The sequence below is a fragment of the Geminocystis sp. GBBB08 genome (genome assembly GCF_016743215.1).
GTDB lineage: Bacteria > Cyanobacteriota > Cyanobacteriia > Cyanobacteriales > Cyanobacteriaceae > Geminocystis.
The window spans coordinates 1-17,048 of sequence record NZ_VRZC01000026.1 but is presented as its reverse complement, the minus strand read 5'-3'; the positions used below and the strand labels follow the sequence as shown (position 1 = coordinate 17,048).

General features: G+C 32.6%; 12 protein-coding genes and 2 pseudogenes. 6 read left to right on the top strand and 8 right to left on the bottom strand.

The genetic code is table 11. From position 1 onward, the window contains the following. Nucleotides 1-11: 11 nt before the first annotated feature. Together FWJ34_RS05440 and FWJ34_RS05435 are read right to left on the bottom strand one after the other, a co-directional pair. The gene (locus tag FWJ34_RS05440; protein WP_308254307.1) at nucleotides 12-371 is read right to left on the bottom strand and encodes a carboxymuconolactone decarboxylase family protein; all 360 of its coding nucleotides are present in this window, start codon (nucleotides 369-371) and stop codon (nucleotides 12-14) included. A gap of 85 nt (nucleotides 372-456) precedes the next feature. Then, complete coding sequence (locus tag FWJ34_RS05435; RefSeq protein WP_308254306.1) at nucleotides 457-1,983, bottom strand: EthD domain-containing protein; 1,527 nt, start codon at nucleotides 1,981-1,983, stop codon at nucleotides 457-459. Nucleotides 1,984-2,453: 470 nt separating this feature from the next. Here FWJ34_RS05435 and FWJ34_RS05430 point away from each other — a divergent pair, with 470 nt between their 5' ends. Further along, nucleotides 2,454-3,416: a cation transporter gene (locus FWJ34_RS05430; RefSeq protein ID WP_308254305.1), complete on the top strand. Its 963-nt coding sequence runs from the start codon at nucleotides 2,454-2,456 to the stop codon at nucleotides 3,414-3,416. Nucleotides 3,417-3,461: 45 nt separating this feature from the next. Continuing rightward, nucleotides 3,462-3,587 (top strand): annotated as a pseudogene (locus FWJ34_RS05425) (RNA-guided endonuclease TnpB family protein); the annotation flags it as partial. A 20-nt stretch (nucleotides 3,588-3,607) separates the two neighbouring features. On the opposite strand, the gene coaBC reads toward FWJ34_RS05425, so the two are convergent. The 6 genes from coaBC to FWJ34_RS05395 all read right to left on the bottom strand — a co-directional run bounded on the left by coaBC (nucleotide 3,608) and on the right by FWJ34_RS05395 (nucleotide 11,886). Further along, on the bottom strand, nucleotides 3,608-4,846 hold the full coding sequence (gene coaBC, locus FWJ34_RS05420) for a bifunctional phosphopantothenoylcysteine decarboxylase/phosphopantothenate--cysteine ligase CoaBC (protein ID WP_308254304.1): 1,239 nt from the start codon (nucleotides 4,844-4,846) through the stop codon (nucleotides 3,608-3,610). Continuing rightward, complete coding sequence (locus tag FWJ34_RS05415) at nucleotides 4,833-5,045, bottom strand: DUF2555 domain-containing protein (RefSeq protein ID WP_308254303.1); 213 nt, start codon at nucleotides 5,043-5,045, stop codon at nucleotides 4,833-4,835. Before FWJ34_RS05415 ends, coaBC begins: the two co-directional genes overlap by 14 nt. 398 nt (nucleotides 5,046-5,443) lie before the next feature. Further along, a complete protein-coding gene (locus FWJ34_RS05410; RefSeq protein ID WP_308254302.1) occupies nucleotides 5,444-7,135 on the bottom strand; it encodes an AarF/ABC1/UbiB kinase family protein in 1,692 nt (563 codons plus the stop codon). Nucleotides 7,136-7,414: 279 nt separating this feature from the next. Continuing rightward, nucleotides 7,415-8,500 (bottom strand): RuBisCO accumulation factor 1, encoded by a 1,086-nt coding sequence (locus FWJ34_RS05405; protein ID WP_308254301.1) that lies wholly within the window; start codon nucleotides 8,498-8,500, stop codon nucleotides 7,415-7,417. A 272-nt stretch (nucleotides 8,501-8,772) separates the two neighbouring features. Then, nucleotides 8,773-10,002, bottom strand: a complete 1,230-nt coding sequence (locus FWJ34_RS05400) for a hypothetical protein (RefSeq protein ID WP_308254300.1) — start codon at nucleotides 10,000-10,002, stop codon at nucleotides 8,773-8,775. Nucleotides 10,003-10,257: 255 nt separating this feature from the next. Further along, complete coding sequence (locus FWJ34_RS05395) at nucleotides 10,258-11,886, bottom strand: Ppx/GppA phosphatase family protein (RefSeq protein ID WP_308254299.1); 1,629 nt, start codon at nucleotides 11,884-11,886, stop codon at nucleotides 10,258-10,260. 268 nt (nucleotides 11,887-12,154) lie between these two features. Between FWJ34_RS05395 and FWJ34_RS05390 the strand changes: the two genes are divergently transcribed. The 4 genes and pseudogenes from FWJ34_RS05390 to FWJ34_RS05375 form a co-directional block, all read left to right on the top strand. Beyond that, nucleotides 12,155-13,669, top strand: a complete 1,515-nt coding sequence (locus FWJ34_RS05390; RefSeq protein WP_308254298.1) for an FAD-binding oxidoreductase — start codon at nucleotides 12,155-12,157, stop codon at nucleotides 13,667-13,669. Nucleotides 13,670-13,729: 60 nt separating this feature from the next. After that, the gene (locus tag FWJ34_RS05385) at nucleotides 13,730-15,157 is read left to right on the top strand and encodes a folate/biopterin family MFS transporter (RefSeq protein WP_308254297.1); all 1,428 of its coding nucleotides are present in this window, start codon (nucleotides 13,730-13,732) and stop codon (nucleotides 15,155-15,157) included. A 103-nt stretch (nucleotides 15,158-15,260) separates the two neighbouring features. Then, a pseudogene (locus FWJ34_RS05380) lies at nucleotides 15,261-15,846 on the top strand (IS607 family transposase). Beyond that, nucleotides 15,833-17,048, top strand: a 1,216-nt coding sequence (locus FWJ34_RS05375; protein ID WP_308254296.1) for a transposase, incomplete at its 3' end; no start/stop codon positions are given. The pseudogene FWJ34_RS05380 and the gene FWJ34_RS05375, both read left to right, overlap by 14 nt.

Below are 17,048 nucleotides of genomic sequence, written 5' to 3'. Positions count from 1 at the left end.
AGATTTATCCTCTAAGGGGATTGAGAAAAAAAATTGTTTAAAGCACCAAAGCAACCGGCAACTTTATTAAAACCAGTATAAGGACAAAGAAATACTAGTAATTCTTCAATTTCCTCTCTGGTTGCACCTTGTTTAATTGCCATAACCACATGAGCTCCAAAGGGACTACCCGGACCATTTTGACTTTGATTAGCAACATCAAGAGCAATGGTAATTAAAGCCTTCGTTTTTTGATCAATTAAGGGTAATCCCCATGCCTCTCCTGCCACTCTAGTGACAAAATCACCGAATTGAGGATTAAGACTTTTTAATGCTTCTTGCAATTCCAAGTCATCAAGAACTGCATTTTTGTAATAAGGTGTATCTGTCATTTTTAATTAGGAATTAGGAATTAGTTAGGCATTCGGCATTCAGCAAGGAGTTTAAACCCCTTGTTTGTTACCAAATTAGTCAAATTTAAGTAGTAATTAAACTAATTAACTCGCTAGGTGCAAATACATCACGATAGAAAGTTAATTGTTCAGTTTTGAGATAACAAGCACCTCGATGTCCTCTTCTTACCCATGTAACGTTACCCTTAGCTAAGGTTTCATTGGTTTCATCGTCAACGCACTTCCATTCAAAATAAGTGTGTTCTCCTGAAAACATGACAATGGGCCAACACATGGTAACTCCGGGTTGTGCAATCAACGCCCACCAATGTTTTTCTCTTTCTCTTTGCTCGTTTAAACCAAAGTAAGGACCATCTTGACAAAGATAAATCAAATCATCACGATATTCCCCTGTTAAAATGTCACCTCTACCCTGTCTTAAGGCTTCACAATGAGTGGGCCACCAATCTTTATTTTCTTGTTCAATTTGTGCTAATGTGTAGTTAGGTGCAATAGCTGGTAATACTGACTCTTTCATTGCGACAATCCTTTCAGCATCCTCAATGAGTTTTTTTGCAACATAAGAGCTTACTAAACCCGGACGAGAATAATCAGCCGATAATCCTTGATAGTAATTGGTTCTTTTTTTCATTGATTTATTAGAGTTGGTGGTACTTTGATTTTCTAATTTTTGATGTAACATTAATTCGGTAATATCGGGTTTGATTTGATTTACCGCACCAATTTCGGTAATTAATTCCGCTACCGATGAACTTCGTTGCCCAGCTAGAGTCATTGTTCCTTCGTAAACAAAGGTATAGGCGGTTCTTTCTGGGAAAGGAGAAATTTTGTGAATATATTGGGAGGCGTTTTTTATGGCTTGATTATATTCAACGGAAGCAAAGAATTTTTCCCTTTCCAGATGATTAATAAAAGCAATTTCGTAAGCAGCATCATATTCTTTTCCTGGAGTTTCTGAATGAATAACCCCCGCAGCATCAGGACGAGAGTTATCAATGTCATCAAATAGATGTAACCGAAATTTTAATAGGGAAGGACTTTTGATTATAGCTGGGGCAAAGGTATCTCGAAAATAATTACGAAATGCGTCTCGACTAATATGAGGGCTTTTTTTCACCATTACATGAAATTTGATAATTCCCGTTTCTCCGTTAGGAGTGCCATTGGCAATGCGATCAATATAAGTAATGGAATTACCTTGACTCGTAGTATAGCCGATCGCCTTCTTGAATAAATTATGTTCATCATCCATAAGAATACCAGCGGCGGTAAACCAAATATTCCGATCATTTTCACTCTTAAAAGTTAACTCGGCGATACCGTCAAAGTTATCTTCGGCAACTCGATGATAGTCTAAACCTTCAATTTGCGGACAAAAACCACCTTCATTATGGGCGACATGGAATTGCCAATACTGATACTGTCCGGGTAATCTAGCACAAACTGGTCCATGAACATCTTTCCAATATTCATCGAACAATTCTAAAGATATACCCTCTCGTTTCCACAGTAGGACATAAAAAGCAACTTGTCCTTGTTGATCTCTGGTAGAGTAATCTGTTTCAGTTAATTGATTGATAGTTGAAAACATGAAGGCATCCTTAAATCATCAATTCATATTTTGTTCAAAAATTTTAACTATATCTTAATAATTTACTCAAGAATAGTTTAATGTTTATTACTTTAATTGTTCAGTGAATTTTGAGTTCTAAATTTAAGTACTTGATCTTACTTATAACCTAATATTCTAATTTTGATTCAATTTTTTTACAATTCTTCAATATTTATTTACAAAATGGTCTTTTATTATCCTAATTCTGTTATTAATTTTACAGGAATAACTAATTGACTATATGATTAAACAATTTACTAATTAATTATTCACAAAAATTAATTAATCACTTAATAGATATTTAGTAATTATTAAAGAATAATTTTCATTTGCTAATAATTATCACAATGTAATTTTGCTCTATTATCAATATCTTAAAAAAAATTATTGACCATGAGAAAAATAAGATTGCTATATTAAATTCACAGATTATAAAAATTTAAAAGTTTATGAATAATAATTATCGTCTTCTTGAACAAAGATCAATTTATATTTCTATTGGTACAACTTTTTGTATGTCTATTTTTGGCATTAGTTTTGGTATTTGGATTCAATCCGATGCGGTTATGCTTGATGGTTTTTTCAATTTGGTGAATTTTTTAATGGCTGGGGCTTCTTTATGGATTACATGGCTAATCAGTAAATCGGAAAATAAATTATTCAATTTTGGCTATGCAGGATTTGTGCCATTACTAAATCTTTGTAAAGGTTTATTGGTATTTGGAGTTTCTCTTTTTGCTTTTACTTCTGCTATTGGTGCTTTATTTCATGGCGGAAGACCAGCTAATACAGGTATAGCGGTACTTTATGCCATTGTTGCATCCATTGTTTGTTTAATTGTGGCTTTTATTCAGAAAATTTTAGCCCAAAAAACAAATTCTCCCATTGTTACCGTACATGTTAAAAATTGGTTTATTAATGGGATGATTTCGGTTGCTGTGGGAGTTTCTTTTTCCATCGCTACTTTTTTAAAACAAACTCCATTTAGTAATCTTGTACCTTATGCTGATCCGACTATTGTAACTATTTTAGTCTTAATTGCTTTTCCCATTCCAGTGATGATTATTGGTGATAGTCTTAAACAGTTGATGTTAGGCTCTGCTTCTGTGGAAATTCAAAATACTGTTAAAGGCTTAATTAAAGAAGCGATTAGTAATCTTCCTTGGGAAAGATATGCAATAAGGATGACAGAAGTCGGACAGTCTCTTTATCTACATTTTTATTGGTTATTACCTGTTTCCGAGAGTGAGATAACCTTAACGGAAATAGATAAAATGCGATCGCACTTAAGTGAGACAATTATGCAAAAATATCCGAATATGACAATTGATATTATTTTTACTCAAGATCAATCATGGTTTAGTAAAATGAATGATGAGCGAGGTGTTCAATCCATTGCCCGAGGAATTTAGAATTTATCCAAAATTTTAGCGATTAATAACCTGCCTATTTTTATTATCAGAGATGAAGGTTTGCGTATTTTAAAAGCGGTGGGACACATCGCAATCCCTTCTGGAGAGAGAGTAAGACCGAGTAAAGGTACTGCTTTTACAAGGCATCACTCAGTGAAGGAAGAATCCTAGCCGTAAAAGGCGGGGAGTTGTCAACCCCATGAAAGGCAAAGTGTAAGAATTTGATTTCCTAAGAATAATTTTGTGCAAGGTTTGATAATTATTTCTTTGCCTTTTGCAGTGATGAAGACGGCTTCATTGGTATCAGTTGCAAAACCGGCGTTATCTTTGTCAAGAGGATTCGCTACGATCGCATCTAATTTTTTGCGTAGTAATTTTTCCTTGGCAGGGGTAATAATATCACCAGTTTGGGCGGCAAATCCGATTAATTTTTGGGATGGTTGCTTAATTTCTCCTAATTTTGCCACTATATCGTTAACTTGCTCTAATTCTAGAGTTTTTGGTAAAGATTGCTTAGTTAATTTACTAGGGGAATATTGACTAGGTTTTACGTCTGCCACTGCGGCGGCCATAAAAATTATATCTGCTAGGGGAAAATTACTTCTGATGGCGGTTTCCATTTCTTGGGCTGTAGTGACAGTAATTATCTGAATGGGGGGTAATAATTTTAATAATTCAGGGTTAATATTACCTGCAACCAGAGTAACCATCGCTCCTCGATAATAACCGGCGTTGGCTAAGGCTATTCCCATTTTACCCGTAGCCGGATTACCAATAAAGCGTACTGGATCAAGATATTCTCTCGTATTTCCTCCGCTTATTAAGATTTTTTTTCCTGTTAAATCTCGTTTTCCTTCACTATAGATAATAGATTCTATGGCTGTTAGAATTTCCTTTGCCTCTACCATTCTACCTTTCCCTATGCGATCGCAAGCAAGTAAACCGGTATTAGTATGTAAGAGATGATAACGATTATGTAAGCGTAACTCTTGCCAATTATCTTGTACTGATTTTTGTAACCACATTTCCGTATTCATAGCTGGCGCAACAATAACAGGACATAAAGAAGCTAAAATCGTATTAGTGAGAAGATTATCTGCTAAACCATGAACCAATTTAGCTAAAGTATTAGCAGTTAAAGGTGCGATAAGGATTAAATCTGCCCATTCTCCTAGTTGAATATGTAGAGGGGGAGAATGAATTGGTTGCCAAAAATCTTGATCTGTATAAGCAGGTTTTCGGGCTAAAGTAGATAAAGTTAAAGGTGTAATAAATTTTTCAGCAGATTTAGTCAGAATAACTTCAATATTTGCCCCTTGCTGAAATAATTGGGAGACGACTTCACACACCTTATAAGCGGCGATACCTCCCCCAACACAAATTAAAATATTTTTATCTTTAAATGGTAATATAGGATCATGATTCGTCATAAGCCTCAATATCAAGTAAATAAAAATAAGGTTCAACTAAATCTTGACGATGAAATGCAAGGGCTCTTAATAAATGCCAGTCTTGTAAACCATCAAAAGGTGACTTATAGTCATCTAATTCCAGTCTAGTGGCAATTTCTGCTACTTGTTCGGCTGTGAATGTGGTATAGTCTTCTTCTTTTAAAGTTAAAGTTGTCATGGCTTTACCTCCCCGTAAGTCGGAGAAACTTGTTTTACCCCATTTTTATTGTAACTTGATTTGCTTTTTTGATTGTTAATAAATATAAACGAGTGAATTGTGAATTGTGAATTGTGAATGGTAAATGGTAAATAGGGGTGCGTCAAAAAGTATTTTGATGAGGATAAGCAATGGGGCATCCAGAACGTTTTCAAAGTCGGGATCAAAATTCATTTGTTTTGGACAAGAAGACAGGTGGACAAGTGGACAGATTGATTTTTTGCTATTAATTGATTAATTAGTAGTTAAAAACTTCTATATTTCAGTCTCCTAGTTAGTTTCAGAAATTGAGATTTTTGAGAATGAAAAAACCCTGCAGGACATCGGGGCAATGGGCAATGGCTAAATTTTCTTCATTCCTAATTCCTAATTCCTAATTCTTCTTGAGAAAATTGTCGAATGGCTTGTAATGCCACATCAAAGAGTTTTTTAGGTTTTAATTCTGGTTGGATTAATGTCCATAAGCGATATACTTCTTCTGTATGTAGTCGATCATCTTCAATTAAAGCCGTGATTAACTGACGGCGTAAATAATCTCCTTCCTCAGATACTAAAAATTGTAATCCTAAACTAGCTGTTGGTAATAAATCAAATTGACGATCAGATTGTGCGATCGCAATCATATTTTCTAATCTTTCCCATTGAAATTTACCATTTTTAAATAAAACCTCAATGAGACGTTTACGCATAGCCGGAGATTCTTCCGTTAATAAACGGCGAGAAATATAAGGAAAAGAGACTTCTACAATGCGAAAATCAGGATTAAGACTTAAGGCTAAACCCTCTTGAGTCACTAAAGAGCGAATGATTAAAGCAAATTTTGCTGGTACTCTAAAAGGATAATCATACATTAACTCTGAAAAATCATCAGTGATAGTTTTAAAGTTAAAATCTCCCACACTTTGCCCGATGGCATTACCTAAAACTTTCTCTAAGGCAGGAATTATCGGTTTTATATCCGTTTCTGGGGTTAAAAAGCCCAAATTGACAAAATCTTTCGCTAAAGCCTGATAATCACGGTTTATCAATTGCACGACAGAAGATGCGATCGTCTCTTTTGTATCTTCTGTTAATTGATCCATCATGCCAAAATCAATGTAAGCCATTTTACCATCAGCCATGACGAATAAATTACCCGGATGTGGATCGGCATGAAAGAAACCATGTTCTAATAACTGCCTTAAACCTGAAGTAACACCAATTCTAATGATTTCATTCAAATCTAAACCGGCAGCACGAATACTGTCTAAATCGTTTAATTTATAACCATTAATCCATTCTAAAGTTAAGACATTATGACTACTATAACGCCAATAAATTGAAGGAACTTTTACTTCATCATCTCCTAAAAAATTAGTAGCAAATTTTTCTGCATTTCTTCCCTCATTAATATAGTCAATTTCTTCAAATAATTTAGTACCAAATTCATCAACAATTAACCCTAAATCATGACCTAAATTAAGAGGTAAAAAAGGAGCAACCCACTTAGAAGCTAAACGCATTAAATATAAATCTAAACGAATAACAGGTAATAAATGAGGGCGTTGAACTTTTACTGCAACTTCTTCTCCAGTATGTAAAACAGCTTTATAAACTTGCCCTAAACTAGCGGCAGCGATAGGAATAGCAGAAATTTCTTTATAGGCTTCTATTATTTCTAAATCTAATTCTCTCTCGATAATCTCAAAAGCAATTTTACTATCAAAAGGTGGTAATTGATCTTGTAACTTAATTAGTTCTTCTAAAAAATCTTTACGAATTAAATCAGGGCGGGTGGAAAGTGCTTGACCAACTTTTATAAATGTCGGTCCCAATTTTGTTAATATTTTTCTTAATTGTTCTGCTCTTTTTTGTCGATTATTTTCTTTTTGTTTAAACCATTTATCTAAAGTTAATTGAACAATAAAAACTACAAAATAAAAAATTATTTTTAAACTACGAAATAAAGCTAACCAAGGGCGATAACGATAATATTGAGCTATATCTTCTGCTGAATAACGTCTTAATGGTTCAGTATCTCGTTTTTGTACATCTGATGAAGAATAATTCACGTTTTCTAATCAGGTTTTATATAAAAGTATTTTAAATAGTCAGAGTCAATTATAACCTTAGTTTACCTGAATGAATGATCAAATTATTGATGAAGAAAAATAATCGGTTTTAGGTTTTAGGTGATAGTGTTAAGTTTGAAAAATTTTATAAGTAATTATCTGATTGTGAAATAAATTGCAAAGCTAATAGCTGATTTTATCTAAAGATAATTAAAATTCTCATTCCTAACAAGGGGTTTAAACCTCTTGCTAATTTCTAATTTCTCATTCCTCATTATTTTAGTCATCCATTTGCCAAGGTTGAGCTAAATTATCTTCATCAAGAATTTTTTTCGGTTTTACAATTATTAATAATTGACCTAAAATGTTATAGTTAGGGGCAGATTCAAACCAGTTAAATTTTAGTTTTTGATCTTCTTCTATTAGCCAATAATTATTACTATTCCAATCTTTAATACTTAAGTCAACTACAACTAATAATTCCTCAGATTTAGTGCTAGTTTGTTTCGGCAAATCTTCACTACGACAAAAAATAACCGCAGGATGTTTTGCTGTTAAAATTACTTGCCAATGGGGAATAGAAACAATTTGAGTATTTTGCTTAATATTAATTTGACCAAAAGGCTCTATACTTTCAAAAATTGGCACATTTTCCAAATCTTTAGCCGTTAAAGGAAATGTTCCCACTACTGGTAAAATACAGGGTAATTGTTCTTCTGTTTCTAAGCGATATATGGGTAATAAAGGCGCATTTTTTTTCGAGGTAGATGTTGCCGTAGCAGCTTCTGTTAATAATTGCTCAATTTGTTGTCTGGCAGTAGAAGAATGAGCAAATTTTAAGCCTTCGGCAATCAAACGTGCTTTATCGGCTAAAGTCTTTTTCTGACGAGCATTTTTCCAATATTGATAAGCAACAGCATCTCCCGAATGAAGGGTGAAACCAGTGGGTGGTTGGGAAAGATGAGAAAAATGTTTGATGGCTTTGGCAATTTCTTTGGCACCATCTACGTCTAATTGTTTTTCTTTTGCTAAAATAGCGGCAGAAAGTCTTTCTTGATGATTTAAAATTCTCAATTCATATAATACATCACTTCGAGGACCACGATAATAATTTAGTAAATCTTCTTCTGCGTCACCCTTGATTAAACTATCATATACTTGAGAGGCAACGATGACCAAATTTTGTTGACTGGTTTGTAATCCTGTGCCTTCAAAAATTTCTTGACTGTTAACTCCACCTTGTTGCAATATTTGACAGGCTTTTCCCCAATCTACCCAACATCCTTCTTTATGTAACAAAGATGTTATAATATTTTCTTTTTCTTCTGAGGTTAAAGGATTATTATTGGTCTTATTTTCTGTCATCGTTTGATTATAATTGAGATTGATATTAATGAATCTAAAGTCATTATACTACTTTATCCTCTTCAAGTTGACCTCATTAAAAAATTCATTAGACATCAAGCTAAAGTCAGGCAACGATGCACAAGGTAATGGTTATTAAAATTCATAATTTCTCACCTTAAATAGATTTTAGTTTTTATTTTGTACTCGTATTTATTACAGTATTTTTAAAATAAGTAAATCATCCTCAAAATTGTGAGGTATCCATCGCCCTACTGAATTTTGCAAAAACTCTAAAGAAGATCTGTGTTTTGAGGTGTACCACAGTGAAGGCAATAGGGCATTAATTTATAGGTTAAATTATGGCAATTATTACATTCTTGATGTTGATTATAACCACAATGGGGACAATGTAAATGATCATGATGAATTTTTTTACCGCAACTTAAACAACGAGATTTTTCAACTCTTTTACTGGCTTGATTTTTCGGATTAAAAACAATTTGCTGAAAAAATTTGATGATTCCAAAACCGATGACGGGAATTATCAAGATATATAAATAATTGATTAAAAAAATTAATCCACCAAAAATAACGGTAATAATATCCAACAGAAAAGCAAAAATTGCCCCAACTTGTAAAAACTCAAATATTTTGATTAGTAAAGGGATAAAAAATATAACTAATAAATGCCAACTCATTAAGGAAATTAATCCATAGGCTTTTTCTATAGCTAATTTATGGATAAATAAACTGATAAATATTAAAGGTAATAAAAATAAAAGTTGAAAGATAATGACAATACTTGGATACCAAAATACAGCTTTTTCATATCCTTGTTTAACTTCACTAAATTTAACTTCTGATTTTAAAAATGAAAGAAATTCAATACTTTGCTCTGTAGCTAATAATTGTTGTTTTAATTCCTGAATTTCTCTTTGAAGATTAGTTATATTAGCCTTATTTTTATCTAATTCTTGTTTTGCTTTTTGGGCTTCAATTTCATTTATCGATAAATTTTGAGGTTGACCTGCTATTTTTTCTAATAAGCTAGAATCATACTGACTACGAATTGTGCGATTTTTTTCTTCAAGGGAAGTTACTTGTTTTTGTTTTTCTTCTATCGTGGTAAAAATTAGCTTATTATTCGGTTGATTGATGTTATTTGCAAGACTGGTAAAATTAAGACAAATTGGCGATACTTTTCCTAAATATTGCCTAGAAGACTCTTGATAACTTTGAGGTAAATTGGAGACTTTATTTAAAGCATTACTTATTATTTGAAAATCTCGATTATCTCTTATATCTTCTTTATAATTTTGCCATTGCTCATAACAAGGATAGGCTTGAGATGGAGTTAAATACCATTTACTAATATCATCTAAACCAGAAAAAACGTTAACCAGAATAAATAAGTCAATAATAATAATAACGATTAAACTTACTTTATTTATTGGCTCATTATTAATATTTCTTGATTTGATAAAAAATAAATCAATCAAACTGCGGATTTTTCTTAACATATCTAGTATAGTGAATAATCAATAGTTATGGATTAATAAATAGTGAAAAATAAGTATAGCAATCTTAAACGATTTGTGTTAAAAAGTCATACTCAAAAATTTTATCAAAACTAAAAATTTCCTCATGTATAAATAACTTAAATAAATATAACAATCCTAAATCATTCGTGAAGAATTAAAGATTAAAAAATAAATCTGTAAATCTTACTATACTTTAAAGCTGACCACTGAAAGCTGATAACTAACACCTTTTCCTCATGGTTTATGTAATGTGGTTAAAACTTTGACTTGAAATTCTTGCTCGAAAATTGGTTTTTTATAGTCTAAATTCCATAACTCTAAGGCACAATCATCATTAGGTTGAGTTGGTGTTAAATGTAAATGCAATTGCCTATACTCATTGTCATATTTACATTCTAGGCTTTTTATTGCTCCTATTTGACGACGATCTAATGCGATCGCTAATCTGAGAATAGCACTTAACTGTTTAATCATTCGACGATGATGATCTGATAAACAAGCATAGGTTTCATGTTTACGCTTTGGCTTACTTTTACGATGATAACGAGCAATTTGAGCAATTAATTCGATTTCGATTTCACTAAAACCCAATAATTCTGCATTGCGGATTAAATAATAAGAGTGTTTATGATGGGCAGAATGGGAGATATATAAACCAGAATTATGTAAAATAGTAGCAGACCAAAGATATTCTCGTTCTATATCGCCCCAAAAATGTAATTGATTTTTAATTGAGTCAAAAATATTCAGGGCAAAATCAGCAATTTTCTCGGCATGGGGTAAGTCAACTTGATATTTGTGGGCAATTTTATAAATGTTACGAGGACGTACTTCTCCTTGAAAGGCAAGACGATCTTCAATATAACCATGTTGTAACATCCAATCTACAATTACCCCTTCTCGTAAAGCCCGTTCACAAATGGTAAGGTATTGTATATTTAACATTTTCATGGCTTCTACCAAAATGATAACCCCAGCAATGATAATTTCCGCTCTGCGCTCAGACATTCCTGCTAAAGTGGCACGTTGGGCATAATTCATGGTAATGAGTTGATTTAAAATTGCTTCGATGTCTTTTAGTGGTATTTGATAACCATTTAAAGTTAAAGGTTCAACTTGTTGATGTTGGGTATAATGAATTAAAGCAATAGTTTCTGCTGTACCTGATGTGCCTACAAAAATTGGTTTTTCTCCTTCATTAAGGGCATTTTTAAATTCTTCCACAGGGCGCTCTAACATACCTCTGATATAGGCTTGTAAAGCAATAAATTCCTGATCATTAAGGGGATCACTATGAATAAAATCTTGCGTAAGACGAACTGCTCCTATTTTTGTGCTACTTAAAAATCTCGCTTCTTTACTATCTCCTAACACTATTTCTGTTGAGCCTCCTCCAATATCAATCATAGCGTGAACTTTGCCACCAAAATCCATACCAGATAAGACTCCTAAATAAATTCTTCGGGCTTCTTCCTGCCCAGAAATTAAATCTACAAAGATACCTAATTCTGTTTCAATTCTCCTTAAAAATTCCTGCCCATTGGGGGCTTCTCTTGTCGCACTAGTAGCTACTGCAATAATTTGATCTGCTTTTAAACTTTCTGCTAGATGTTTACATCGTTTTAAGGCGGCTAAAGAACGATTTATCGCTTCTTCTGTAAGATTTCCAGTTTCCAAATGGCGATCGCCAAGTCTAACAGTATCTTTTTCTTTGGCAATAATACTAAAAGAAGGAATTTGGGCATTAATTTGAACGACAACCATATGTATAGAATTTGTGCCAATATCTATAGCACCTAAAATGCAGTCTTTTAATGCCTTTTGTTTTGTCAATCCATCAGATACTTGAGTGATAGTTACCATAAATCAGTTACTCATTTTTTGTGATGTAAAAATTTTAATTGATAGATAGCATTCCTAAATTATTTGTGAGAATTTTCAGGTTATCAAATAATTACTTTGGCAAGGGGTATAATTGCTTTCTTTGGCAATAGGCTTAAGCCTCTTGTTTCTATTCTCATCCTATAGGATTGTTATAGTAGTCGAAGGAAAGGTTAAGACATTTAAGTTAAGAAAAATTAGTTAATAATATGAATAACTATAGTTACCAAAATTAATAAGAGTGTGATTTATGAATTTTACTTTAGATCAAGATGTTCAAAAAAGATTATCTATCGCTGATAAAAGATGGTTTAGTTTACGTCATGATCAACCTATAATTGAATCAGTAATTAGCTCTGAACAAAAAATGCTTATTGAATGGGATTTTGATCTAATTATTTGCGGAGGAAACTTAGGTATATTTTTAGCGACTACTTTACAAAAAAAAGGTTATAAAATCGCAGTTATTGAGAAAGGAATTTTACAAGGTAGAGATCAAGAATGGAATATTTCACGTCACGAATTAAACTGTTTATTAGAATTAGAATTAGTGACTTTTGAAGAATTAGAAACAATGATATTTACTGAATATAATCCTGCAAGAGTTAGTTTTTATCAAGGTTATGAACTATGGGTAAAAAATATTTTAAATGTAGGAATTAGTCCAAAATTGTTAATAGCTAAGCTTCAAAAAAAATTTTTAGAATGGGGAGGAATTATTTTAGAAAATACAAATTTTAAGAATGCAGTTATCAAAGAAAATGGTGTCATTATTAAAACTGACAAACAAGAGCTAAAAACAAGATTATTAATTGATTGTATGGGGCATTTTTCTCCTATCATTAAACAACTAAGAAAAGCTCAAAAACCTGAAGGAGTTTGTTTAGTTGTTGGTAGTTGCGGTAAGGGATTTACAAATAATGAAACAGGAGATTTAATTGTTTCTTTTACGCCAATTCAAAATCAATGTCAATATTTTTGGGAAGCTTTTCCTGCTAAAGATGGGCGTACAACTTATTTATTTACTTATGTTGATGCTCACCCTGATAGAATCAGTTTAACAGAATTAATGAATGAATATCTACGACTTTTACCGGAATATCAACAAATAGAATTAGAATCTATTGACTTTCAACGATTTTTATTTGGATTTTTTCCTGCTTATCGTCAAAGCCCGATTAAAATGACTTGGGATAGAATCTTAGCCGTGGGAGATAGTAGCGGTAGTCAATCACCCGTTAGTTTTGGTGGTTTTGGTGCAATGATGCGTCATTTAAGTCGCTTAACTAATGCGATAGATTCTGCTTTAAAATGTGATAGTCTGAGGGCGAAAGATTTAGGTTTAATTCAACCTTACCAACCAAACATTTCTGTAACATGGCTATTTCAAAAAACTATGAGTGTTGACATGAATACTCAAGCAAATCCTAATCAAATCAATAACTTAATGAGTGGTGTGTTTGAGGTAATGGATAAACTAGGAGATGATGTCTTAAAACCATTTTTACAAGATGTGGTACAATTTTCTGGCTTAACCAAAACCCTTCCTCTGGTTAATCCTCAATTAGTTTTACCATTGTTACCTCAAGTTGGCTTACCTATTCTTCTCGATTGGTTTAAACATTATGCTAATTTAGGTATTTATAGTGGTTTATATCCCCTTGCTAAATCTTTACAACCCTTCACCAAAAATCTTACTCCCCAACAAAAATATTACTATCATCGATGGTTAGATATATGGCAATATGGAGCAGGATTTAAGTAAAAACAAAAGTCACGCTAATATAGATAAACAAAACTCAGTAATAAAACTTTATAATAGTTAATGTTTATTAATATTTATCAACCAACAAAAGTTAAGCAATATATCGAAAATAAGCTGTTATTTGGCAATAAACTCACTCCAGAATTATTCGCTATCCTGACAGTGTATTTTGTGCAGGGTATCTTAGGATTAGCTAGACTCGCTGTTAGTTTTTTCCTCAAAGATGAATTAATGCTTTCTCCAGCACAAGTTTCTGCGTTAATGGGAATAGCGGCGATTCCTTGGGTGACTAAGCCAATTATTGGTTTTTTAAGTGATGGTAAACCTCTATTTGGTTATCGTCGTCGTAGTTATTTATTCCTTTCTGGTATTTTAGGAGCGATGGCATGGCTAAGTTTAGGTACGATAGTAAATAATCTTTGGAGTGCGACTATTGCTATTTTATTTACCTCTCTTTCGGTAGCCATGAGTGATGTTATTGTTGACTCGGTGGTAGTCGAAAGGGCAAAAAATGAATCCCTAACAAAATCAGGCTCTTTACAATCTATTACATGGGGAAGTTCAGCTTTGGGAGGTTTAATTACCGCCTATTTTAGTGGTTCATTATTACAACACTTTAGTAATAATACAGTATTTTTAATTACTGCTTGTTTTCCCTTATTAGTAGTTGGTATAGCAGGATTAATCAGGGAAAAACCCATAGAAAAAGAAGCTATATCTAACCCTTTTAAAGGGCAAATTAAGCAACTATGGCAAACCATCACCCAAAAATCGATTCTCGCCCCAGTTATTTTTGTTGCCCTTTGGCAAGGCACTCCTTGTGCAGATTCTGCTTTTTTCTTCTTTTCTACCAATGAGTTAGGATTCACTCCCGAATTTTTAGGTAGAATTAGGTTAATAACCAGTTTAGCCGCTCTAATAGGTATATTTTGTTATCAAAAATGGTTAAAACAAATTTCCTTTCGAGTTATGTTAGGTTGGTGTGTAGTGTTATCTTCCTTGTTAGGAATGACAAGTCTGATATTAGTAACCCATTTTAACCGTGTTTTGGGCATTGATGATCACTGGTTTAGCTTGGGAGATAGTCTAATTTTAACTGTGATGGGGCAAATTGCTTTTATGCCTGTATTAGTATTGTCTGCTCGTCTTTGCCCTGAAGGTATCGAAGCCAGTTTTTTTGCTTTATTAATGTCAATCTGGAATTTAGCGGGGTTAATTTCCCATGAATTAGGGGCATTACTTACCCATTGGTTAGGAGTAACAGAAACAAACTTTGAGTATCTTTGGCTGTTATTGTTAATCACCAATTTATCTAGTTTATTGCCTTTATTTTTAATTAAGTTATTGCCCAATGAAGATCCACAAATACACCATAACCTGAATAATTTACCAACACCAGAAATTTACGAACATCATAGTGCAGGATCTGTTTTTGGTCAAGATATAATACCAGAGGTAATTATCGAGATAAATTCTCATCGTTACTAAAAATGACGATATTTTGATTAAATCTTGACAATACGGTTAAATTTTCAGTATAATAAAAATTAAACAAAAATATAGTCAAATATATTCATATATAGTATAATATTTGGGGATGAAGTTATCAGAGTATGCAAAAAAAACCGGTATTAGTTATCAAACAGCATGGCGAATGTGGAAAAGTGGACAGCTAAATGCTTACCAACTGCCTACAGGCACTATTGTCGTTAAAATAGAAGATGAGTCTAGTTCTGTAGATTTAATTGCTTGTATTTATGCCAGAGAGAGTCAGTAGTGCTGAAAATAAAAAAAACTTCTCAGCACAAGCTCAGAGATTAACCAATTATGCCATAGCAAGAGGTTATCGTGTTGATAAAGTAGTTAAGGAGGTGGGTAGCGGATTAAACGATAATCGAAAACAATTAGCTCAAATTTTAGTTGATGATAACTATAATGTCTTGATTGTAGAACATAAAGACCGTCTCGCTAGATTTGGCACAAATTACCTGTCATTATTATTAGAAAAAACAGGAAAAAAACTAGAAATAGTAAATTTAGCAGACCATAACAAAGATGAATTACTCCAAGATTTAGTGGCGATAATTACATCGTTTTGTGCCCGACTTTATGGGTTAAGAAGAAGTAAAAGAAAAACGGAAAAAATAATTGAACAGTTAACTAATGAGACAAGTTGAGAGACATATAATTAAAGAAAGTCACAAAGATTGGAAAGAGATAGATAAATTATGTTTTCTTTCCAAAAATCTCTATAACTATGCTAATTATTTAGTACGTCAATCTTTGATTTTTCAAAAAACTTATTTAAACTATAATCAGATATATCATCAAGTCAAAAATAGTCCAGATTATCGAGGATTACCGAGTAAAGTAAGTCAACAAGTATTAAGGATATTAGATAAAAATTGGCAAAGTTTTTTTGAGGCAAATAAAGCTTACTCAGAAAATCCAACCTTATTTAAAGGAAAGCCAAGACTGCCTAATTATAAAGATAAAATAAAAGGAAGAAACTTATTAGTTTATACCATTCAAGCCATTAGTAAAACAAGTTTCTCTAAAGGAAAAATAAAACTGTCAAAAACAGAAATAGAATTTCCCACAAAAGTCGAAAATATAGCTTGTGTGAGAATAATTCCCAGATTAAAACAATATGTAATAGAGGTAGTTTATGAAAGAGTAAATAAATGTACAGTAAATAATCCCAACTCCTCGGCGGCAATAGATATAGGAGTGGACAATTTAGCGGCGTTAACATCAAACCAAAAAGGATTTACACCGATACTGGTTAACGGGCGGGTGCTAAAAAGTATCAACCAATTTTATAATAAAATTAAGGCAAAATTACAGAGTAAATTAAAAGGGAAATCTCCCACATCTTCTCGGATTCAAAGATTAACAGCAAAACGAAATAATCAAATAGAAAATTATCTTCATGTCTGTAGTCGATGGATAATAAACTATTTAGATAAACGAGGAATAGGACAATTAATTATAGGCAAAAATCCTTTGTGGAAACAAGAGATAAATAATGGGAAAAAAAATAATCAATCATTTGTAAATATCCCTCATGCTCGATTTGTAGAAATGTTAAAATACAAAGGAGAAATGGCGGGAATAAAAGTGATTGTAAGTGAAGAAAGTTATACATCCCGTGCCAGTTTTTTGTCCTTAGATTATATTCCGACATATGGAAAAAAAGAGGAAAAATACCAGTTTAGTGGTTATCGTGAAACCAGAGGAATGTACAAGCAAAAAGGTTCAAAAAAGAGGATAAATGCAGACGTAAATGGTTCCTATAATATAATGAGAAAAGTAATCCCAACAGTCTTTGACTCAGGGATAGAGGGCGTTGTAGTTCGTCCAGTTAGGATAACTCCTA

Coding starts and splice junctions, on each gene's coding strand:
- FWJ34_RS05400 (WP_308254300.1), bottom strand. CDS start 10,002: ATGTTAAGAAAAATCCGCAGTTTGATTGATTTATTTTTTATCAAATCA.
- FWJ34_RS05385 (WP_308254297.1), top strand. CDS start 13,730: ATGTTTATTAATATTTATCAACCAACAAAAGTTAAGCAATATATCGAA.
- FWJ34_RS05390 (WP_308254298.1), top strand. CDS start 12,155: ATGAATTTTACTTTAGATCAAGATGTTCAAAAAAGATTATCTATCGCT.
- FWJ34_RS05440 (WP_308254307.1), bottom strand. CDS start 371: ATGACAGATACACCTTATTACAAAAATGCAGTTCTTGATGACTTGGAA.
- FWJ34_RS05395 (WP_308254299.1), bottom strand. CDS start 11,886: ATGGTAACTATCACTCAAGTATCTGATGGATTGACAAAACAAAAGGCA.
- FWJ34_RS05415 (WP_308254303.1), bottom strand. CDS start 5,045: ATGACAACTTTAACTTTAAAAGAAGAAGACTATACCACATTCACAGCC.
- FWJ34_RS05405 (WP_308254301.1), bottom strand. CDS start 8,500: ATGACAGAAAATAAGACCAATAATAATCCTTTAACCTCAGAAGAAAAA.
- FWJ34_RS05430 (WP_308254305.1), top strand. CDS start 2,454: ATGAATAATAATTATCGTCTTCTTGAACAAAGATCAATTTATATTTCT.
- FWJ34_RS05435 (WP_308254306.1), bottom strand. CDS start 1,983: ATGTTTTCAACTATCAATCAATTAACTGAAACAGATTACTCTACCAGA.
- coaBC (WP_308254304.1), bottom strand. CDS start 4,846: ATGACGAATCATGATCCTATATTACCATTTAAAGATAAAAATATTTTA.